The organism is Pseudomonas sp. PS01297 (genome assembly GCF_029959305.1).
Taxonomy (GTDB): Bacteria; Pseudomonadota; Gammaproteobacteria; order Pseudomonadales; family Pseudomonadaceae; genus Aquipseudomonas; species Aquipseudomonas helleri.
The window spans coordinates 1-20,383 of sequence record NZ_JASCPQ010000065.1 but is presented as its reverse complement, the minus strand read 5'-3'; the positions used below and the strand labels follow the sequence as shown (position 1 = coordinate 20,383).

Below are 20,383 nucleotides of genomic sequence, written 5' to 3'. Positions count from 1 at the left end.
AATCCAAGATCAAAAGATCGCGAGGCAAGCTCGCTCCTACAGAGGGGTTATGTGCCTCGTTCGAAAATAGCGCCCTCGATGCCCAGTACTTCGCGGGTGTCGGCATAGATGCCCACGCCCTTCTCCCAGACTTTTTTGATCACGCCATCCGCGCAGCGAATGCGATAGCTCAATTCAAACGGTTCGCCGCGCGTCAGGGCGTATTGCACTTCGCGCCAGACGTAATCGGCGTCTTGCTCCAGGATCAAGCTGTTGTAGGTGAATTCATGGTTGTCCACCAGACGCTCCGGCGGGTAGCCGGTCAGGCGCAAGCACCCGGCGCTGACAAATTCCATGGTCCAGTCGCGGTTGTTGCGCCCGCGATAAATCAACCCCGGCATGCTGTCGAGCAAACTCGCGCTGCTGCGCTGGCTGGCCTGCAGGGCAATCTCGCGGCGTTTGTGTGCGGTGACGTCGACTGCCACCAGATAGAACCCGGCAGGCCCGCGCTTGAGGCTCACCTCCAGCCAGCGCAATTCGCCTGAGGGGTGAACAAAGCGTAAGCGCTGGCTGAACGTGGTGGCCGGGCGCCGTTGCAACTCCAGCAGGGCCTGACGCCATAACGAGCGGTCTTCACGGTGTACGTAGTCGATCAGGTTACGCTGCGCCGACGGCTGGTCCATCAACTCGACCCAGGCCCGGTTGAAGTGAACGATTTGCCCGTTGTCGCGCAGCTCCAGCAGCGCCGCCGCAAAACCATCCATCAGCGCCCACGACGCCACCTGCGGCTGTGTTTCTCGTCGTTCCATCATTTAATGACGCTCCTCGGACCGGTTCGATGCACCGTTATGCACCCAGGCTGCCAGTTCGAGGCGTGAGTGCAGGCTGAGCTTTTGCAGCAGGTTCTTGACGTAGATTTTCACCGTGCCGTCGCTGATCCCGAGTTTGCGGCCGATCTGTTTATTGCTCATGCCCGCCGCAATCAGCGCCAGAGTCTGGCCTTCGCGCTCGGTCAGGTGACTTGTGTCCAACGGATCGCACGCACTCACCGCCTCGTTTTGATCGGCGAGCAAAGCTATTAAGGTGGAATCCAGAACAATCGCGCCCTTATTGCAATTGCGCATGTAGGCCAGCAAGGCATCGGGTTCGGTTTCTTTGAGCACATAACCGCTGGCGCCCAAGCGCAAGGCACTAAGCAACTCGCTACGGTCCATGGACGCAGTCAGCACCACGATCTGGCACTCGAGGCGCAACTGGCGCAGTTCGTCGAGCACTTGCAAGCCGCTCAGGCCGGGCATGTGCAAATCCAGCAGGACTTGCTGCGGTGCCAGGCTGACGGCCAGGTTGATGCCCTCGCGCCCACTGGCAGCCTGCCCGACCACTTCGAAGTCGTCACTGGCACTGAACAGCTGCGCCAGGCCCTTGCGAAACAGCGGATGATCATCGATCAGCAATAAGGTGGTGCTCTGCATCGAAACTCCCCTCTGGCACGTCTGGATGGCCGACCAGCGCAAGGTGCACACGCACCCCGTGCGGGCGGTTGGCGTCGATGCTCAAACGTGCGCCAATGCTGGCCGCCCGCTCACGAATGATCGCCAGACCAAAATGGTTTTCTTCACCGGATGCAGGGCTCAGGCCGATGCCGTCGTCTTCGACCGACACCGATACCTCGCCGCCCTGGCTTTGCCGCAGTTCAATGCGCACATGCCGCGCGTGCGAGTGGCGCACTGCATTGGCCAGCGCCTCGCGGATGATCTGCAGCACCTGCAATTCGGTTTCCGCGCTCAAGGCATTGTCGGCCAGGCGGTTATCCAGCTCGAAGACGATGATGCAACGCCGGGAAAACTCTGCCACCGAGTCTGCCAGGGCCTGGCGCAACGAGCGCCCGTCCATGGTCAGTCGGGCGCTGGTGATCAGCTCGCGCACCTGGCGCTGTAACTGGCTCAAACCGCTGCGCAGCTCCTGGAGCACCGCGCCCGCCTGTTCAGGCGTGTTGATCTGCGCGTGCAGCACCCGCGCCTGAAACGACAGATAACCCAACTGCTGGGCCACGGAGTCGTGCAGCTCGCGGGCCAAGGCCGCGTGCTGCGAGGTGGCCTGTTTGCGCTGTTGCTCACGGCTGTAGCCGCGCACACGCAGGGTGACGCTGAGCCCCTGGGCAACTTCGTTCAACAACTGGCGCCAACTGCCATCGGCCGCCCGCGGGGTGTCCAGCAACAGCCAGCCCGATGGTACATCGGCGGCGGCCGCCGTGGCACACAACAGCCGCTGCACGCCACGCCGCCGACACGGGACGCAGGCATGCGCGGTGTCAGTTGCCGGGTGATCGAGCAAGGGGCAACCGGCCACTGCCGGGCAACGCTTGAGCACACCACAGTGCGCAGTCTGCGGCCCCTCCTCGGCGAGCATCAGATCAAGCCTGGCCATCGGTAGCAGTGCTTCAAAACGGTCCAAAAAATCGCTCACGGCACTGTCCACGTGCAACTGACTCAAGGGCAGTTCGATCAGCAGCTTACGCACGCTGCTTGCCTGTTCAGGGCGGACACGCCCCAACCAGAGCGGCCACCATCGCGATCGTGTTTGCACTCTCGTTAACTCCCTGTGAACCCACGCAAACACGAGCAACTTCCGTGCCCCTGAGGCCCGCCACGCTTGGCTTATCTCCAAAGAGGTAGCCCTTTGGCCAGATTGAGAAGATTTTCCCCTTAGGAAACTATCTTCCCCAACAGGAAACACAAAACGCCACTTTCGCCCTGTTTACCGGGGTGGATCAGCCAGGACAGCCCACATGACGGATAGCCTCAATGCCGCCCTCGAGCAACGCCACAGCCTGCCGCGCTATCAGGCAGCGCCCCTTGGCGCCAATGCCCGCCAGCACCTCGTGGTCATGCAAAGCACCGCAGCCAGTGCGCCCTTTGTCAGCGAACTGGAGCCGGCTCAGGTGTTGAACGCCGAGCACCCGGACTTTGCCCGACGCCTGCAACAGCTTCTGGGCAGCGCCACGGTGGGCAGCCACCTCTACGTGATGGGCGACGAAGCGTTTATGTGGCGCATCCACGGCCTGGCCCGCGACGCCGGGCTCGAAGAACAGGAAATCGACCTCAGCCACACCCTCAGCGGCCCGCGCCAGGTGTATTGCGTGCATTGCGGCCTGCTCCAGGCCGCCTCACCCAACGCGCAACTGGCGTGCCTGGGCTGTGACGTCGAGCTGGAAGTGCGCGAGCATTTTTCCCGGCGGCTGGGCGCCTACATCGGCGTGTGCCGCAACCCGGACCAGCCGTATGCAGGAGCTCACTCATGAGCCGCCCGCTCCAGGTGCAGGTCAGCGCCACGCGGATGCTCACTCAAGCGGCGCGCGAGTTCACCTTCACGCCGTGCTCGGGCCACTTGCCCGCGTTCTCCCCCGGCAGCCATGTGCAAGTCCATTTACCGTTGGCCGCAGGCACGTTGCGCAATGCCTATTCCCTGACCAGCGATCCGGCCGACAACCGCCATTACCGGATTGCCGTGCGCCTGCAAGAACACTCACGTGGCGGCTCGCGTTTTCTGCACCGCGAGGTGCAGGTGGGCGACACCCTGCAACTGTCGGCCCCGGCCAACCTGTTTGCCCTGCACTCGACCGCCAGCCTGCACATATTGATTGCCGGTGGCATCGGCATCACCCCGTTCATGGCCTATATCGCGGCCCTGGAACAGCGCCAGGCAAACTTCGAATTGCACTACGTGTATCGCCAGGGCCAGAGCGATGCCTACGTCGACGAGTTGCAACAGCGCCTTGGCACGCGCCTGCACACCTATAACCAACGACCCGAACTGAACCACATCCTGCGCGAGCGACCGCTGGGCAGCCACGTTTACAGCTGCGGCCCGCAACCCTTGCTCGATGCCGTTCGCCAGCAGGCTAACGCCCTCGGTTGGCCCGCACAGCGGGTGCACTGGGAGGCCTTCAGTGCAGCGCAGCCCGGCCAGCCGTTTGACCTGAACCTGCTGCGCAGCGCCCGGCAACTGCGGGTCGGCGCCGAGCAAAGCCTGCTCGAAGCCCTGGAAGCTGCCGGGCTCAACGTGCCCAACCTGTGCCGTGGCGGTGTGTGCGGCCAATGCAAGGTGCGCCACAGCGGTGGCGTCATCGAGCACCGCGACAGTTATCTGAGCCCCGCCGAGCAAGCCGAATTCTTAATGCCCTGCGTCTCGCGCGGCCACCTTTGCGTCTCGCTGGATCTCTAGGAGGAGTCGACCATGCTCACCCCATCAAGCCCCGTGCTCAGCTACCGCGACGACTTCAGCTTTCGCAATAGCCCGGCCGCCATTCGCCGCTTCCCTTTCCCGTTCACCGAAGACAGCTACCTGTACTCGGTGAACATCGAACCCGCCACCTCCCGTGACCCCGGTTCGATTTATCACTGCGCGTTCGACATCGACGAACACTACCGCTCGGAAATGGCCGAACGCGCCCAGGTGCTGGACAAAGACCCGCGCCGTTATCTGGTCCTGCCACACATGCAGGTAGCCGCTTGGGATGCCCTGCAATTACTGATGGAAAGCCTTGCCGCCGATTACCCGCAGTGGTTCGTGCTCAATCGTGACGGCGAGCGCTGGCACTGGCGCAACCTGTTGCTGGACATTGATCAGCACTTTGTTTTCGGGGACGCCAGCAGCTTGCCGTGCGAGCCGCTGGAGTTTATCGGGCGCCAGGTACAAGGCGACTTCGCCCTGCTCGATCAACGTGACAACGACTTGTTTATGGATGCGGGCATCGTCACCAGCCCGGCCGACTGGTCGCTGGCCTTTGACGCCGGCATGAGCTTCAAACAGTGGCATTCGCCGGTGCCGATGGCCCATCAAATGGGCATTTTCGAACGGGCCCTGAAATACCTGCTCAACCTGCAAACAGGCCAGCCGGTTCGGCGCCTGAACTGGACGCTGACGATCAAGCCGCGTCTGGATTCATCACCCGAGACCTTTCACGAATGGGGCGCCGACCGCGGCCGCATCACCGCTGACAACGTCGGCCAGGAGGTGCACCTGCGCGTCGAGCTGCAAGTGATGCTGCGCCTGCCGCGCAGCAACGCGGTGATGTTCAGCATTCGTACCTACCTGATCAGCCTGCAAGAACTGGTGACCCAGCCCGGCTGGGGTTGCCGCCTGCATCGGGTGCTGCGCGACCTGCCCGAGCCGATTGCTGACTACAAGGGCATGACCCGCTACCGCCAGACCCTGGTCGAGTGGCTGGCGCAATTCGATCCGCAGAGTTGACCTCTACCTCCTGACCCCTTCCTCCAGACAAGGATTTTCACATGGCACATTCATGGCGTATTTCTGCACTGGCCGAGCGTCACCGCGCACTCGGCTCCCACCTCGAAGACTGGAACGGCATGGGCACCGCCTGGACCTATGCCAGCCCGCTGGCCGATCACCATGAAGCGATCCGCACCCGCGCAGGCTTGATGGACGTCTCGGGGCTGAAAAAAGTCCACTACGTCGGCCCGCATGCCGAGAGCCTGCTGCAATGGGCGACCACCCGCGACATCGCCAAGCTCTACCCCGGCAAGTCGGTGTACGCCTCGATGCTCGACGAAGAAGGCAAGTTCGTCGATGACTGCATCGTTTACCGCACCGGGCCCAACGCGTTCATGGTGGTGCACGGCGCAGGCACCGGCTACGAAATGCTCGTGCGTTCGGCGCAAGGTCGGCAAGTGGCGGTGCTGTTCGATGACGACCTGCACGACCTGTCGCTGCAAGGGCCGCTGGCGGTAGATTTTCTGGCGGAATACGTGCCGGGCATTCGCCAGCTGCCGTACTTCCACCACCTGCAAACCCGCCTGTTTGACCGCCCGGTGATGATTTCCCGGACCGGCTACACCGGCGAGCGCGGCTACGAGATCTTCTGCAAGGCCGCCGACGCACCGGCCATCTGGGACGCGATTGTCGAGCACGGCGCCGGCATGGGCATCATCCCGTGTGCCTTCACCGCGCTGGACTGGCTGCGGGTCGAAAGCGCACTGATGTTCTTCCCGTATGACAACTCGCAAATGTACCCCTTCGCCGACCAAAAGGCCGGGGACACGCTGTGGGAGATGGGCCTGGACTTCACCGTCTCCCCTGACAAACGCGAGTTTCGCGGCGCCGAAGAGCACTTTCGTTTACGCGGCAAAGAACGCTTCAAGATCGCTGGCGTGCTGCTCGACGGCGAACGCCCCGCCGAGGCGGGCGACACCCTGTGGCAAGGCGACAAACAGGTCGGGGTCATCACCTGCGCCATGTACTCGCGCCTGAGCAAACGCTCGATGGCGATAGCCCGCCTGAGCGTCGACTGCGCTACCCCCGGCACGCCGTTGCAGGTGCGCGGCAGCCTTAATGCCAGCGCCGCCAGCCACGCCCTGCCCTTCGACGACCCGCAAAAAACCAAGCGCACGGCCAAAGGCTGATCCGCCCATTTTTTTACCCTCGGAGCCTTTGATGAACACTTCGACCGAACATTACATCCTCAAGATCAACTGCCCGGCGACCTCCGGCATCGTTGCTGCGATCAGCGACTGCCTGGCCCGCCAGCAGTGCTACATCAGTGAACTGGCGCAGTTTGACGACGAGTTCACCGGGCAGTTTTTCATGCGTGCGGTGTTCCGTTTCAACAACGGCGTCACCGGTGACATAGACGCCTTACGTGCCGGGCTGGGCGCTCTGGCCGGTGGTTTTGACATGCAGTGGCAACTGTTCTGCTCCAGTCAGCCCACCCGCGTGTTGCTGATGGTGAGCAAGTTCGACCACTGCCTGACCGACCTGTTGTACCGCCACCGCAAGGGCGAACTGGACATGCAGATCACCGCCGTGGTGTCCAACCATCTGGACCTGCGGGCCATGGCCGAGCGCGAAGGCATTCGCTTCATTTACCTGCCGATCAGCAAAGACAACAAGGCCCGCCAGGAAGCCGAGCTGATGCGCATTGTCGACGAGACCGGAACTGACCTGGTGGTGCTCGCCCGCTACATGCAGATCCTGTCTGACACCTTGTGCCAGCAACTGTCGGGCCGGGCGATCAACATTCATCACTCGTTCCTCCCTGGTTTCAAAGGCGCCAAGCCCTATCACCAGGCGTACGACCGTGGCGTCAAGTTGATCGGCGCCACCGCGCACTACGTGACCAGCGACCTCGACGAAGGGCCGATCATCGAGCAGGAAATCCAGCGCGTTGACCACACCCACCTGCCCGACTCGCTGGTCGCCATCGGCCGCGACACCGAAACCGTGGCCCTTTCCAAAGCGCTGAAGTACCACCTGGAACACCGGGTGTTCATCAACCAGGACAAGACAGTGATCTTTCGCTGATTCCCCCTTACCCGAGGCACGATCATGACCTTACGCGTGGCAATCATCGGTGCCGGCCCTTGCGGCATGGCGCAACTTCGAGCCTTCCAGTCGGCCCGTGACAAGGGCGCCGAGATCCCCGAGCTGGTGTGTTACGAGAAGCAAAACGACTGGGGCGGCATGTGGAACTACACCTGGCGCACCGGCATGGATGAAAACGGCGAGCCGGTGCACGGCAGCATGTACCGCTACCTGTGGTCGAACGGGCCGAAAGAGTGCCTGGAGTTCGCCGACTACACCTTCGAAGAGCATTTTGGTCGCCCCATCGCCTCGTACCCGCCCCGTGAAGTGCTGTGGGACTACATCAAGGGCCGGGTCGAAAAAGCCGGAGTGCGCGACTACATCCGCTTCAACAATGCGGTGCGCCAAGTGACTTTCGATGAGGCCAGCCAGCGCTTTACCGTGCAGGCCCACGACTACAACAGCGACACATTGACCAGCGAGCAGTTCGACTACGTGATCAACGCCTGCGGGCACTTTTCTACGCCCAAGGTCCCGTACTTCGAAGGCTTCGAGCAATTCGCCGGGCGCATCCTGCACGCCCATGATTTTCGCGAAGCGCTGGAATTCAAGGGCAAGGACCTGCTGATTGTCGGCAGCAGCTACTCAGCCGAAGACATCGGTTCGCAATGCTACAAATACGGGGCACGGAGCATTACCAGTTGCTATCGCACCGCGCCCATGGGCTATGCCTGGCCGGACAACTGGGAAGAAAAACCGCAGCTGCAACGCCTGGAAAACAACCGCGCCTGGTTTGCCGATGGCAGCAGCAAGCACATCGATGCGGTGATTCTGTGCACCGGCTACAAGCATCATTTCCCGTTCCTGCCTGACGAATTGAGCCTCAAGACCGACAACCGCTTGTGGCCGATGAACCTCTACAAGGGCGTGTTCTGGGAACCCAACCCGCGCCTGATCTACCTCGGCATGCAAGACCAGTGGTACTCGTTCAACATGTTCGACGCCCAGGCCTGGTACGCCCGCGACGTGATTCTGGGGCGCATCCAGTTGCCCGACCCGGCTCAAAGGGCCGCCGACAGCCAGCAATGGCAGGCCCGTGAACAAGCCCTGGAAACCAACCAGCAGATGTTCGAATTCCAGGGCGCGTACATCCAGGAACTGGTCGACGCCACCGACTACCCGAACTTCGACATCGCGGCGGTCAATCAAACCTTCCTGCACTGGAAGCATGACAAAGCCGAAAACATCATGGGTTATCGCGACAAGTCGTACCGCTCGCTGATGACCGGCACCCAATCGCCACCCCACCACACGCCGTGGCTGCATGCGCTGGACGACTCCATGGCGGCGTATCTGGGCGAGCCGCCCACCACCATCAAATCGGTCGGCTGACCCGGGAGCCTGTTGATGAATGCACCACGCATTTCCCGGCCCCACGAACCCGGGCTGTTTGCCCGGGCGCCCAATCTGGAGCGCTACCGGGTGGCGGCGGGAGGCCTGACGCTGATTGCCTTGCAACCCGGTGACAGCCTGCAAGTGATCGACCTTGAAGGCCAGCAACCGTGTGAGCTGCTGGCGCTCACTGCGCAAGGCGCCAGCGCGTTAAGCGATTGGGGGCTGAGCGCATCGGCCGCCAACACTTACCTGCGCACCCGGCTGAGCGAGCCCACGCTGCAAGCCCGACGGATCACTCAAGCCCTGGGCAAACGCGCCATTGAGGCTAACAACCTGCCGCACCCGGCATTGCTCTGGGGCACCGACAGCCCGGCCGGACACCAGCAGCAGTGGGTTGCCGAGACCGAACGACTGGTGCTCATCGCCGCCCCCGCCGAACCCACCGCGGTTGACCGCCAGTACCGCCCCAGCGAACTGCGGGTGTTGGTGACCCGGGCCAATCCCTCGGCCCTGCTGCTGCCCGGGCTGCCCGAGCCGTTGGCTGAACTGGTCGACGAATTCACCCTGCGCCCCGGCACGGCGCACAGCTATACCGTCGCCAAGGGCCAGTATGTGCAGGTACTGGATGTGGCTGGCCGGCAATGCTCTGACTTTGTCGCGCTGGACCGCCGGGCGCTGGATCGCGGCCTGGAGCTGGACCTCGACCAGACCGTGACCCGCACCCTGAACGGCAGCGCTTACCCGCTACCCGGCCTGTTTTCGAAATTTTTCGACCGCCAGATGCAACCGATGCTCGAAGTGGTGCAAGACACCGTTGGCCGCCACGACTCCTTCGCCCTGGCTTGCGCGGCACGCTACTACGAAACCCATGGCTATTTTGGGCACGACAACTGCAGCGACAACCTGAGCCGGGTACTCGCCGCGCATGGCGTACAACCCCGCGCCGGTTGGCCGGCGATCAATTTCTTCTTTAACACCGGGATCGACGCGCACCAGCACCTGACCCTCGACGAGCCCTGGTCACGTCCCGGCGATTACGTGCTGCTGCGGGCCATGACCGACCTGGTGTGTGGCAGCACGTCGTGCCCGGACGACATCGACCCGGCAAACGGCTGGAACCCGACGGACATTCATGTCCGCATCTACAGCGAAAAGGAGCGTTTTTCCATCGCCATGAGCACTCGAGCAACGGCGGATGCCGACCCGATCCTGACCCGCGAAAGCGCATTCCACGGGCGTACCCGCGCCCTCACCAGCAGTTTTGTCGACTACCGCAACTGGTGGCTGCCACTGCGCTACGACGGCTACGGCGCCATCGAGGAATACCTAGGCTGCCGCGAGCGGGTGGCGGTGATGGACCTCACCGCCCTGCGCAAATTCGAAATCCTCGGGCCGGACGCTGAAGCCTTGTTGCAGCACTGCCTGACCCGCGACGTGCGGCGTCTGGCAATCGGCCAGGTGGTGTATTCGGCCATGTGCCACGAACACGGCGGCATGCTCGACGACGGCACTCTGCTACGGCTGGGCCAGGACAATTTTCGCTGGATCTGCGGCGAGGACTACGCCGGCGTCTGGTTGCGTGAACAAGCACTAAAACTGGGCATGAAAGTCTGGATCAAGTCCGCCAGCGAGCAGATTCACAACCTGGCTGTGCAAGGCCCGCGCAGCCGCGAGCTGCTGCAACAGATGGTCTGGACCCCGCCCGGCCAGCCAAGTGTTGAAACCCTGGGCTGGTTCCGCTTTTTGGTGGGCCGCCTGGACGGTTACGACGGCTGCCCGCTGATGATTTCGCGCACGGGCTACACCGGCGAACTGGGCTTTGAGGTCTGGTGCCAGCCCGAAGATGCCGAGCGCGTCTGGGACCGGATCTGGGCGCTGGGCCAACCCTTGGGCATCGTCCCGTTGGGCCTGGAAGCACTGGACATGCTGCGCATCGAAGCCGGTCTGATTTTTGCCGGGTATGAATTCAGCGATCAGACCGATCCGTTTGAAGCCGGGATCGGCTTTTCGGTGCCGCTTAAAGGCAAAACCGATGACTTTATCGGCCGCGACGCCCTGCTGCGCCGCAGCGCCCACCCCACGCACAAGCTGGTGGGCCTGTATCTGAGCGGCAACGAAGGCGCACACCACGGCGACCCGGTCTACCGTGGCCGGGCCCAGGTCGGGGTGGTCACCAGCGCCTGCCGCTCACCGCTGCTGGGCAACAACATTGCTTTGTGCCGGGTGGATGTGGCGTGCAGCGAAGCCGGTACTGAGCTGGAAGTTGGAAAAGTCGATGGCCTGCAGAAGCGCATCAGCGCCACGGTCAGCGCAGCGATCTTCTATGACCCGGACAAGAGCCGGGTGCGTAGCTGATCGACGAACGTCACCCCACTTTGCCTGCCCCACTACCACGCAATACAGACATGGGATCAAGAAGATGGAAGCGACTACGTTCGAGGCCGTACCGCAGTCCGCCCGTTCAGTGGGCAGCCTGCAGCGAAAAATCGATTGGCGAGGGGCGTTTTGGGTCGCCAGCGGCGTCCCGGCGCTGGTGCTGTTCACCATCGGCGCCATTGCCGCAACGGTGGGCAAACCGGCCTGGATTGTGTGGATCGTGTCGATCCTGTTCGGGTTTATTCAGGCCTTCACTTACGCCGAAATTGCCGGATTGTTCCCGCACAAATCCGGCGGCGCTTCGGTGTATGGCGCCGTGGCCTGGGTGCGCTACAGCAAGCTGATAGCCCCGGTGTCGGTGTGGTGCAACTGGCTGGCCTGGTCGCCGGTGCTGTCCATCGGCTCAGGGCTGGCCGCAGGCTACATCCTGACGGCGCTGTTTCCGGCCGATTCGCTGATCAACACCTGGCAACTGACCCTGCTCGATCTGGGCTGGGTCAAAAGCGGGCTGTCGCTGCGCATCAACGCCACCTTCGCCATCGGCCTGCTGATTCTGCTGACGGTGTTTGCCGTGCAGCACGGCGGCATTCTGCGCTCGGCACGCCTGACCCTGGTGCTGGGCATGACCTCGCTGATTCCGCTGCTGCTGGTCGGCGTGGTTCCGCTGTTTACCGGCGACACCCTGCAGGCCAATTTCTTCCCGCTCTACCCGCTGGCCCACGATGCAGCCGGGCAAGTGGTCGATGGCAGCTGGAACATGTCCGGCTGGACCCTGATGGCGGGCGGGTTGTTCATGGCCGCGTGGTCGACCTACGGTTTCGAAACGGCGGTGTGCTACACCCGCGAATTCAAGGACCCGAAACGCGACACCTTCAAGGCGATTTTTTACGCGGGCGTGCTGTGTATTTTCGTCTTCACCCTGGTCCCGCTGGCGTTTCAGGGCAGCCTCGGGCTGGGCCAACTAGTGACACCGGCGGTGCTCGATGCCAGCGGTGCGGTGGTTACTCCGGCGGTCTACAGCGGCCTGTTGTCCCCTGCCATCTACAGCGGCATGGGCGTCGGCCAAGTGATGGCCGACAGCATCGGTGGCGGCAAGCTGGTGGCCAACATCGTGCTGATCATGCTGGTGCTCGCCACTTTGCTGGCGATCATGACCTCCATGTCGGGCTCGTCGCGCACCCTGTACCAAGCGTCGGTAGACGGCTGGCTGCCCAAATACCTGGGTCGCACCAATGAACATGGGGCGCCGACAGCGGCCATGTGGACCGACTTGGGTTTCAACCTGCTGTTGTTATTGATGTCGGACTACGTGTTCGTGCTGGCGGCGTCCAACGTCAGCTACATCATCTTTAACTTCCTCAACCTCAATGCCGGCTGGATCCACCGCATGGACCGCCCGGACTGGGCCCGCCCGTACAAGGCGCCCACCCTGCTGCTGGCCGCCGGTGGCGTGCTGAGTTTCGTCAACCTGGCCTGCATGGGCCTGGGCGCCGACATTTGGGGCGCGGGCACACTGCTGACCGGGCTGCTACTGGCGCTGCTGATCCTGCCGGTGTTTTGCTTCCGCCATTACCTGCAGGACAAAGGGCGCTTCCCCGAAGCCATGCTCAACGACCTCTATATCGAGGCCGACTCGGGGCAAAAACGCGCGGGCTGGTTGCCCTACGCCACGTTGATCGCGGGTGTGCTCGTGGTCTATGGCTGCCATCAACTGGCGGTGATCTGACGTTTACGGCTGAAGCATCGGGGCACGTCCCTGATGCTCCAGCCCCTTTTGAACCTCAAGACAACGGTGATTCGATTGAAACCTTCAGCCCAGACACACGCCCGCATCATCGACGGCAAAGCCCTGTCGGCGCAGGTCCTCGACGAGGTTCGCGAAGACGTGCGCGCCCTTGCCGCACAACAGATTTACCCGGCGTTGGCGGTCCTGTTGATCGGCCAGGACCCGGCCAGCGAAGTCTACGTGCGCAACAAACTGCTGCGCGCTAAAGACGTCGGCATCCGCTCGCTGGAGCACCGCCTGCCCGACAACGTCAGCCAGCAGCAGGTGCTGCAACTGATCCAGCGCCTCAACGCCGATCCGGGCGTGAACGGCATTCTGGTGCAACTGCCATTGCCTGCGCACATCAATGAACAAGCGGTGATCCAGGCCATTGCGCCGATCAAGGACGTGGACGGGTTTCATCGTGAAAACGTTGGCGGGCTGGTGCAAGGCGACGAGGTCCTCACACCCTGCACACCCAGCGGCTGCATGCGCCTGCTGCACGAAACCCTCGGTGACCTGAGCGGCCTGCACGCCGTGGTGGTGGGTCGCTCCAACATCGTCGGCAAGCCCATGGCGACCTTGCTGTTGCAGGCCAATTGCAGCGTCAGTGTGGTGCATTCGCGCAGCGTCGATGCTGCGGCGCTGTGCCGTCTGGCGGATATCGTGGTCGCGGCCGTGGGCAGGCCGCAGATGATTGATGCCCGCTGGCTCAAGCCAGGCGCTGTGGTGATTGATGTCGGCATCAATCGAATCGACACCAGCAGCGGGCCCCGACTGGTGGGCGACGTGGATTTTGAGAGCGCGAGTCGCGTTGCCAGCGCCATCACCCCGGTGCCGGGCGGTGTGGGGCCGATGACGATTGCCTATCTACTGAAAAACACCCTGATCGCCAGTGAACTGCAACGCGCAGAGCGCCCGATCAGCTACCCGGCTGTCGGCTGAAACACTCATTTGTAGCCGCTGCCGAAGGCTGCGATCGGCGACACAGTCGTCGTAAATCAGCCAACGCGCTCATCCAGACAGATTCGGGCCACAGGTTTCGCGATCGCTGCGCAATCGATCGCAGCCTCGCGGTGCTCGTCAGCGACTACAACCCCGTGGGAGCTGCCTCTTATCACCCCAGTCGTTTAAATAAAGGGAGGTTGTGGCGAAAAGGAGTACCCTGCCGTCCGGTTTTTATTTTCCGTCTCAGGACCCTCTATGTTTCCCAACGCTGAACGCTATAACCATTCCACTGAATACGCCAACAAGCTGGTAGACCGCATCGGTCAGACCCCGGCCTGGATTGCCCAGCGCATCGGTGTCACTGAAAAACGCATGCGCTACATCCTTGCCGGTTCGCGCACGATCAAAGGCGATACCACCGAGATCCTGATGAGTTACGCCGAGCAGTTTTGTCTGGAAAGTCTGGCCGCTGAAGCCAAGGCCGCGAAAGACCGTGCCCACTCCAAGGCCGCAACACCCGCCAGCGACGCTTAAAACAACCCCATCTGCCCGCCCACCAGCGCGCTGAAGTCATCGTCGACAAACACCAGAATCGCATCGGCCACGGGCTGCAACTGCCGGGTCAGGTAGTGGTCGTAATCGACCTCGGCGGTGCGGTTTTCCAGTGGCTGCGGCCCCGCCACGGTGATGACATAGCTGATATAGCCGCCATTCTGGTATTGCCGGGGTCGGCCTTGCTGGTCGTTGTATTCGTCTGCCAGCCGCGCCGCGCGCACGTGCGGCGGGACGTTGCGCTCGTAGTCGCTCAACGGCCGGCGCAAGCGTTTGCGGTAGATCAGCCATTCGTCATGCTGGCCCGCCAGGGTGCGCTGCACAAAATCGCGCACGTAATCCTGATACGGCTGGCGGTTGAAGATGCGCAAGTACAACGCCTGCTGAAATTGTTGCGCCAGCGGCGACCAGTCGCTGCGCACGGCTTCAAGGCCCTTGTAGACCATTTCTGCCTGCCCGTCAGGGCGCATCACCAGCCCGGCATAGCGTTTTTTACTGCCCTCTTCGGCCCCGCGAATGGTCGGCATCAAGAACCGGCTGTAGTGCGTTTCGAATTGCAGTTCCAGCGCGCTGACCAGCCCGTACTCATCGCGGACATGGGCTTGCCACCATTGGTTAACGTGCTGCACCAGTTCACGGCCGATGCGGGCGGCATCGGCTTCGCTGTGTTCGCTGCGCAGCCAGACAAAGGTCGAATCGGTGTCACCGTAGATCACGCTGTAACCCTGCGCTTCGATCAGGGCGCGGGTCTTGAGCATGATTTCATGGCCACGCAGGGTAATTGACGACGCCAGCCGGGTGTCGAAAAAGCGGCAGCCACTGGAGCCAAGCACCCCATAAAACGAGTTCATGATGATTTTCAGCGCTTGTGACAGCGGTGCGTTTTTCTCGCGTTTGGCCACTTCCCGGCCATTGGCTATCTGCTCGATGATCGCGGGCAAACAATGCCGGGTACGGGAGAAACGCGCGCCCCGAAAGCCCGGAACCGAGTGTTCATCGTCAGGCTCTCGCAGCCCTTCTATCAGCCCCAGCGGGTCGATCAAGAACGTGCGGATGATCGACGGATACAGGCTCTTGTAGTCCAGCACCAGCACCGACTCATACAACCCCGGCTGCGACTCCATGACAAAGCCGCCGGGGCTGGCCTGCGGCGGGTTATCGCCGAGGTTCGGAGCAACATAGCCCTGGCGGTGCATCAGCGGCATGTACAAGTGGTAGAACGCCGCCACCGAACCGCCGCTGCGGTCAGCTTCCAGCCCGGTGACCGAGGCACGTTCCAGCAAAAAGGTCAGCAGCTCGGTCTTGTGGAAGATGCGCGTGACCAGCTCGCAGTCCTTGAGGTTGTAGCGCGCCAGAGCGGGCTTGTCCTCGGCGAACATGCGGTTGATTTCGTCCATGCGCTGGTACGGGGTGCTGATGTCCTTGCCTTCACCCAACAAGGTTTGCGCGACGTTTTCCAGGCTGAACGAGGTAAACGACCAGGTCGCCGAACGCAGCGATTCGATACCGTCGATGATCAAGCGCCCCGCCGCGCTGGCGAAGTAATGATTGTTGCGCGAGCCGTGCTCACGCCACTGCATTTCGCTGCCCCCACGCCCCAACAGCAGCGGAATGCCCAGGCGCCGGGCATGCTCGTGCAATATGCGCATATCGAACTGCACCACGTTCCAGCCAATGATCGCGTCGGGGTCGTGCAGCGCCATCCAGTGGTTCAGGCGAAGCAACAGGTCGCCACGGGTGGCGCAAAACTCGAGGTCGAAATCCACCGGGGTGTCGGCGTCTGTCGCCTTGCCGAGCATGTACACCTGGCGCTGACCACAGCCTTCGAGGGCAATCGAATACAGGTCGCCCTGGGCGCTGGTTTCAATGTCCAGCGAGACCAGTTTTAAACGCGGCCGATAGTCCGGGTGCGGTTTCATCCGCGTATCCAGCAGCGGGCCATCCGTTTGGGGCTGGCCGCTAAAGCTCACCGGGGCGGTGATAAAACGCTCCATCAAATAGCGTTCAGGTGGCCGAATATCGGCCTCGAACACCTCAACCCCGGCGCGGCGCAGGCGCTGGGCGATGTCGATCAATTGCCCATGCTGCTGGCTGTAAAGGCCCAGCACCGGCCGCGAGTGGAAGTCGCGCAGGGCCAGCTCACGCAACTCGATATTGCGCTCATCCTGCACCAGCGCTTCGACCTGAGCACGTTGCGCCTGCGGCACAAACGCGACAGACGTCTGCACCGGCAGGCGCACGTGCTGCGGCCCGTCATCGGTGGCCAGCCAGAACTCCACTTCAACCCCTGACGGCGTATCACGCCAGTGCCGGGTCAGTACAAAGCCATGTCTCAGCACAACGAGGCGCGCCTTACAAACACGTGGCAACCATGGCCAAACGGCGCAACGCAGCACTGTCGTTTGGCTGCTTGGCGTAATAGCTCAAGGCGGTGCCGGTGCCCTGCGGCTGCAGGTCGACAAACGACTCGGCGCCACGGGTATAGACCGTCAAACGACCAGATTTGTCTTTGTCGATATAGGCACTGGCATCCACCCCGAACACACCCTCGTCTTCCCAGGTGAACTTGATGCACTCGGCTACCTTCGGCGTCTCTTTGTCAGAGATCAAGGTCCGCGCGGGGGCCTGGTTGCGGGCTTCGTTCATCGCCGGTGAGACACACCCCGCCAGCAAGGCCAGGCCTACAGCGCCAATCAACATACGCATTGAATATCCCCTCAAAAAAAGTCGCCCACGATAGCACGCGGGTACAACGGATTCATTGGCTGACAGCCAAGCCACAACACATACGATGACTTGATAGCACTTTTTAAAACCGTGCGTTTCTCTACGGGCTCACGCGGACGTAAAAATGGCAATCCGCTTATAGAAATCACCGTTTCCAGGTCTTTTTATAACTGATTGGTTTGATTGAGGCATTGCGAGGTGAAAACTCAAGTCGTATGATGTCTGTTAACTTGATTCGCCCAGCCCTGACTCTAATTCTAATAAGGACCATGCCATGACTGCCGAACACCCTCATCACGCCAGCAAAACGCCCGTGGTCACCAGCCTCCAGGTCATCCCGGTGGCCGGCCACGACAGCATGCTGCTCAACCTCAGCGGTGCCCACGGGCCTTTCTTTACCCGCAACATCGTGATCCTCAAGGACAGCAGTGGCAATGTCGGCGTGGGTGAGGTGCCGGGCGGTGAACGCATTCGGGAAACCCTGGAGGACGCCCGCAGCCTGGTGGTCGGCCAGGCCATCGGCAACTACCAGCGCGTGCTCAACACTATGCGCAGCACCTTTGCTGCCCGTGATGCCGGTGGCCGGGGCCTGCAAACGTTTGACCTGCGCATCACCATTCACGCCGTGACAGCCATGGAGTCTGCCCTGCTCGATCTGCTTGGCCAGTTCCTTGAGGTGCCGGTGGCGGCCTTGCTCGGCGAAGGCCAGCAGCGGGATGCGGTGAAGATGCTCGGCTACCTGTTTTATATCGGCGACCGCCAGCAAACCGATCTGGGATACCGCAGTGAAGAGAGCGCCGATGACTGGTTTCGCCTGCGCAATGAACACGCCATGACCCCCGAGGCCGTGGTACGACTGGCTGAAGCCGCGCAGGCCAAATATGGCTTTAACGACTTCAAGCTCAAGGGCGGCGTGCTGCGCGGCGCTGAAGAAATCGAAGCCGTAACCGCCCTGGCCGAGCGCTTCCCCAACGCACGTATCACCCTGGACCCCAATGGCGCGTGGTCGCTCAAGGAAGCCATCGCCCTGTGCCGCGACCAGCATAAAGTGCTGGCCTATGCCGAAGACCCGTGCGGCGCCGAAAACGGCTATTCCGGGCGCGAAGTGATGGCCGAGTTCCGCCGCGCCACCGGCCTGCCGACCGCCACCAACATGATCGCCACCGACTGGCGCGAAATGGGCCATGCGATCCAGTTGCAATCGGTCGACATCCCGCTGGCCGACCCGCATTTCTGGACCATGCAAGGCTCGGTGCGGGTCGCGCAAATGTGCCACGAATGGGGCCTGACCTGGGGCTCGCACTCCAACAACCACTTTGATATTTCGCTGGCCATGTTCACCCAGGTCGCTGCCGCCGCGCCCGGCGAGATCACCGCCATTGATACCCACTGGATCTGGCAGGACGGCCAGCACCTGACCCGCGACCCGCTGCAGATCATTGACGGGGAGATCCAGGTGCCGGCCAGACCCGGCCTGGGCGTGGACATCGACATGGACGCCGTGGCCAAGGCCCACGAGCTGTACAAAGGCATGGGTCTCGGCGCACGGGACGACAGCATCGCCATGCAATACATGATTCCCGGCTGGAAATTCGATAACAAAAAACCGTGTCTGGTGCGCTGAGCCGCGCTGCACGCACGCCTAATGAGTAAGGATTGAACACATGTCGACAGTTACAGGCCACAACTTTATCGCCGGTCGCCGCAGCGCCACAGGCACCACCCTCCTTCAAAGCCTTGATGCGACCACGGGCGAAGCTCTGCCTTATCACTTTTATCAAGCTACCGCCGAAGAAGTCGACCTCGCCGCCCAGGCCGCCGATGAAGCTTTTGCGAGCTTCCGCCAACTGAGCCCCGAGCGCCGCGCCGAATTCCTCGACGCCGTCGCCGATGAAATCGACCAGTTGGGTGACGATTTTGTCGCCCTGGTCTGCCGCGAAACTGCGCTGCCGGCCGGGCGCATTCAAGGGGAGCGTGGCCGCACCAGCGGGCAGATGCGCCTGTTTGCCAAGGTTTTGCGGCGTGGTGACTTTTTAGGCGCACGCATTGATTTGCCGCTGCCGGATCGCAAGCCGCTGCCCCGCGTAGATCTGCGCCAATACCGGATTGGTGTAGGGCCGATTGCGGTGTTCGGCGCGAGCAACTTTCCGCTGGCGTTTTCAACGGCGGGTGGCGATACCGCCGCAGCCTTTGCCGCAGGTTGCCCGGTAGTGTTCAAGGCCCACAGCGGGCACATGGCGACGGCTGATCAGGTCGGCTGCGCGATTATCCGCGCCGCCGAAAAAACCGGCATGCCCAAAGGCGTGTTCAACATGATTTTTGGTGCAGGCGTCGGCGAGCCGCTGGTCAAGCACCCGGCTATCCAGGCCGTGGGCTTTACCGGGTCGCTGCATGGTGGCAATGCCCTGAGCAAAATGGCCGCCGAGCGCGAGCAGCCGATCCCGGTGTTTGCCGAGATGTCGAGCATCAACCCGGTCATCCTCCTGCCTCAAGCCTTGGCCGCACGCGCGCAAAGCATCGCCAAAGACCTGGCCGCTTCGGTGACCTTGGGCGGCGGCCAGTTCTGCACCAACCCGGGCTTGGTCATCGGTGTGCGCTCACCTGAGTTCAGCGGGTTTGTGCAACAACTGACCCAACACATGAGCGAACAGGCGCCGCACACCTTGCTCAATGCCGGTGGCCTGCGCAATTACGCCAAGGGCATCGAGCAGTTGCTCAACCATGCGGGCATCAGCCATCTGGCGGGTCATGAACAGAGTGGCACGCAAGCGCAACCGCAACTGTTCAAGGCCGATGTCAGCCTGCTGCTGAACAAGGACCCGCTGCTGCAAGAAGAAGTGTTTGGCCCGGCGACCTTGATCATCGAAGTGGCTGATGACGCGCAGTTAAAAGACGCCTTGCTGGCCTTGCGCGGGCAACTGACCGCTACCCTGATTGGCGAACCGGGCGACCTGCAACACTATCAGTGGCTGGTGCCGATCCTTGAACAAAAGGTCGGGCGTATTCTGGTCAACGGCTACCCGACCGGCGTCGAAGTGTGCGATGCCATGGTCCACGGCGGCCCTTACCCGGCCACTTCGGATGCTCGCGGTACGTCGGTGGGTTCGCTGGCGATTGATCGCTTCCTGCGCCCGGTGTGCTACCAGAACTACCCCGACGCCCTGCTTCCCGCAGCGTTGCAGAACAGCAACCCGCTGGGCTTGCAGCGCTTGGTCAATGGCGAGTGGAGTGCGCGAGTGATCGATTAAAAGATCGTCACTCTGTAGGAGCGAGCTTGCCTCGCGATCTTTTGATCTTTCAAAGATCGCGAGGCAAGCT

The 20,383-nt window shown here is 62.1% G+C and carries 17 protein-coding genes; 12 read left to right on the top strand and 5 right to left on the bottom strand.

What is annotated here, in order from left to right; all coding sequences use genetic code 11:
- Positions 1-47 precede the first annotated feature (47 nt).
- Genes QMX84_RS18315 through QMX84_RS18305 form a run of 3 tightly spaced genes read right to left on the bottom strand, consistent with a single transcriptional unit; the run spans position 48 to position 2,499 of the window.
- Positions 48-791, bottom strand: coding sequence for a PAS domain-containing protein (locus tag QMX84_RS18315; RefSeq protein ID WP_282364465.1), 744 nt, complete (start codon positions 789-791; stop codon positions 48-50).
- The gene (locus QMX84_RS18310) at positions 792-1,451 is read right to left on the bottom strand and encodes a response regulator (protein ID WP_048369121.1); all 660 of its coding nucleotides are present in this window, start codon (positions 1,449-1,451) and stop codon (positions 792-794) included.
- Positions 1,420-2,499, bottom strand: coding sequence for an ATP-binding protein (locus tag QMX84_RS18305; protein WP_048369122.1), 1,080 nt, complete (start codon positions 2,497-2,499; stop codon positions 1,420-1,422). Before QMX84_RS18305 ends, QMX84_RS18310 begins: the two co-directional genes overlap by 32 nt.
- Positions 2,500-2,767: 268 nt before the next feature.
- On the opposite strand from QMX84_RS18305, the gene QMX84_RS18300 reads away from it, so the two are divergent.
- The 10 genes from QMX84_RS18300 (at position 2,768) to QMX84_RS18255 (ending at position 14,320) form a co-directional block, all read left to right on the top strand.
- Positions 2,768-3,280: a dimethylamine monooxygenase subunit DmmA family protein gene (locus QMX84_RS18300; protein WP_262124403.1), complete on the top strand. Its 513-nt coding sequence runs from the start codon at positions 2,768-2,770 to the stop codon at positions 3,278-3,280.
- The gene (locus QMX84_RS18295; protein ID WP_282364464.1) at positions 3,277-4,203 is read left to right on the top strand and encodes a PDR/VanB family oxidoreductase; all 927 of its coding nucleotides are present in this window, start codon (positions 3,277-3,279) and stop codon (positions 4,201-4,203) included. Before QMX84_RS18300 ends, QMX84_RS18295 begins: the two co-directional genes overlap by 4 nt.
- Before the next feature lie 12 nt (positions 4,204-4,215).
- Positions 4,216-5,232 (top strand): DUF3445 domain-containing protein, encoded by a 1,017-nt coding sequence (locus tag QMX84_RS18290; protein ID WP_282364463.1) that lies wholly within the window; start codon positions 4,216-4,218, stop codon positions 5,230-5,232.
- 41 nt (positions 5,233-5,273) lie between these two features.
- The gene (locus tag QMX84_RS18285; RefSeq protein WP_153329034.1) at positions 5,274-6,404 is read left to right on the top strand and encodes an aminomethyltransferase family protein; all 1,131 of its coding nucleotides are present in this window, start codon (positions 5,274-5,276) and stop codon (positions 6,402-6,404) included.
- Between the two features lie 31 nt (positions 6,405-6,435).
- On the top strand, positions 6,436-7,302 hold the full coding sequence (purU, locus tag QMX84_RS18280; RefSeq protein ID WP_048369128.1) for a formyltetrahydrofolate deformylase: 867 nt from the start codon (positions 6,436-6,438) through the stop codon (positions 7,300-7,302).
- 24 nt (positions 7,303-7,326) lie between these two features.
- Positions 7,327-8,694: an NAD(P)/FAD-dependent oxidoreductase gene (locus tag QMX84_RS18275; protein ID WP_282364462.1), complete on the top strand. Its 1,368-nt coding sequence runs from the start codon at positions 7,327-7,329 to the stop codon at positions 8,692-8,694.
- 15 nt (positions 8,695-8,709) lie between these two features.
- Positions 8,710-11,052, top strand: coding sequence for an aminomethyltransferase family protein (locus QMX84_RS18270; RefSeq protein WP_262124396.1), 2,343 nt, complete (start codon positions 8,710-8,712; stop codon positions 11,050-11,052).
- Between the two features lie 64 nt (positions 11,053-11,116).
- A complete protein-coding gene (locus QMX84_RS18265; RefSeq protein ID WP_048369132.1) occupies positions 11,117-12,799 on the top strand; it encodes an APC family permease in 1,683 nt (560 codons plus the stop codon).
- A gap of 33 nt (positions 12,800-12,832) precedes the next feature.
- Positions 12,833-13,783: a bifunctional methylenetetrahydrofolate dehydrogenase/methenyltetrahydrofolate cyclohydrolase FolD gene (folD, locus tag QMX84_RS18260; protein WP_282364461.1), complete on the top strand. Its 951-nt coding sequence runs from the start codon at positions 12,833-12,835 to the stop codon at positions 13,781-13,783.
- 258 nt (positions 13,784-14,041) lie between these two features.
- A complete protein-coding gene (locus tag QMX84_RS18255) occupies positions 14,042-14,320 on the top strand; it encodes a hypothetical protein (protein WP_282364460.1) in 279 nt (92 codons plus the stop codon).
- Here the strand turns inward: QMX84_RS18255 and QMX84_RS18250 are convergent.
- Both QMX84_RS18250 and QMX84_RS18245 read right to left on the bottom strand, forming a co-directional pair.
- Positions 14,317-16,707 carry a DNA polymerase II gene (locus tag QMX84_RS18250; RefSeq protein ID WP_282364459.1) on the bottom strand — a complete coding sequence of 797 codons (2,391 nt, stop codon included), beginning with the start codon at positions 16,705-16,707 and terminating at the stop codon, positions 14,317-14,319. The genes QMX84_RS18255 and QMX84_RS18250 overlap by 4 nt on opposite strands.
- Positions 16,691-17,044: a hypothetical protein gene (locus tag QMX84_RS18245; RefSeq protein WP_282364458.1), complete on the bottom strand. Its 354-nt coding sequence runs from the start codon at positions 17,042-17,044 to the stop codon at positions 16,691-16,693. The genes QMX84_RS18250 and QMX84_RS18245 overlap by 17 nt, the downstream gene beginning before the upstream one ends.
- Before the next feature lie 295 nt (positions 17,045-17,339).
- Here QMX84_RS18245 and gudD point away from each other — a divergent pair, with 295 nt between their 5' ends.
- Together gudD and QMX84_RS18235 are read left to right on the top strand one after the other, a co-directional pair.
- The gene (gene gudD, locus QMX84_RS18240; protein ID WP_282364457.1) at positions 17,340-18,689 is read left to right on the top strand and encodes a glucarate dehydratase; all 1,350 of its coding nucleotides are present in this window, start codon (positions 17,340-17,342) and stop codon (positions 18,687-18,689) included.
- A gap of 40 nt (positions 18,690-18,729) precedes the next feature.
- Entirely contained in the window at positions 18,730-20,313 is a 1,584-nt protein-coding gene (locus QMX84_RS18235; RefSeq protein WP_262124389.1) for an aldehyde dehydrogenase (NADP(+)), read from the top strand.
- The last annotated feature ends 70 nt before the right edge of the window (positions 20,314-20,383 follow it).

Excerpts from the sequence above, each read along its gene's own strand:
- folD (WP_282364461.1), top strand. The coding sequence starts at position 12,833 with ATGCTCCAGCCCCTTTTGAACCTCAAGACAACGGTGATTCGATTGAAA.
- gudD (WP_282364457.1), top strand. The coding sequence starts at position 17,340 with ATGACTGCCGAACACCCTCATCACGCCAGCAAAACGCCCGTGGTCACC.
- QMX84_RS18310 (WP_048369121.1), bottom strand. The coding sequence starts at position 1,451 with ATGCAGAGCACCACCTTATTGCTGATCGATGATCATCCGCTGTTTCGC.
- QMX84_RS18255 (WP_282364460.1), top strand. The coding sequence starts at position 14,042 with ATGTTTCCCAACGCTGAACGCTATAACCATTCCACTGAATACGCCAAC.
- QMX84_RS18315 (WP_282364465.1), bottom strand. The coding sequence starts at position 791 with ATGATGGAACGACGAGAAACACAGCCGCAGGTGGCGTCGTGGGCGCTG.
- QMX84_RS18235 (WP_262124389.1), top strand. The coding sequence starts at position 18,730 with ATGTCGACAGTTACAGGCCACAACTTTATCGCCGGTCGCCGCAGCGCC.
- QMX84_RS18300 (WP_262124403.1), top strand. The coding sequence starts at position 2,768 with ATGACGGATAGCCTCAATGCCGCCCTCGAGCAACGCCACAGCCTGCCG.
- QMX84_RS18275 (WP_282364462.1), top strand. The coding sequence starts at position 7,327 with ATGACCTTACGCGTGGCAATCATCGGTGCCGGCCCTTGCGGCATGGCG.
- QMX84_RS18270 (WP_262124396.1), top strand. The coding sequence starts at position 8,710 with ATGAATGCACCACGCATTTCCCGGCCCCACGAACCCGGGCTGTTTGCC.
- QMX84_RS18295 (WP_282364464.1), top strand. The coding sequence starts at position 3,277 with ATGAGCCGCCCGCTCCAGGTGCAGGTCAGCGCCACGCGGATGCTCACT.
- purU (WP_048369128.1), top strand. The coding sequence starts at position 6,436 with ATGAACACTTCGACCGAACATTACATCCTCAAGATCAACTGCCCGGCG.
- QMX84_RS18245 (WP_282364458.1), bottom strand. The coding sequence starts at position 17,044 with ATGCGTATGTTGATTGGCGCTGTAGGCCTGGCCTTGCTGGCGGGGTGT.
- QMX84_RS18285 (WP_153329034.1), top strand. The coding sequence starts at position 5,274 with ATGGCACATTCATGGCGTATTTCTGCACTGGCCGAGCGTCACCGCGCA.
- QMX84_RS18290 (WP_282364463.1), top strand. The coding sequence starts at position 4,216 with ATGCTCACCCCATCAAGCCCCGTGCTCAGCTACCGCGACGACTTCAGC.
- QMX84_RS18265 (WP_048369132.1), top strand. The coding sequence starts at position 11,117 with ATGGAAGCGACTACGTTCGAGGCCGTACCGCAGTCCGCCCGTTCAGTG.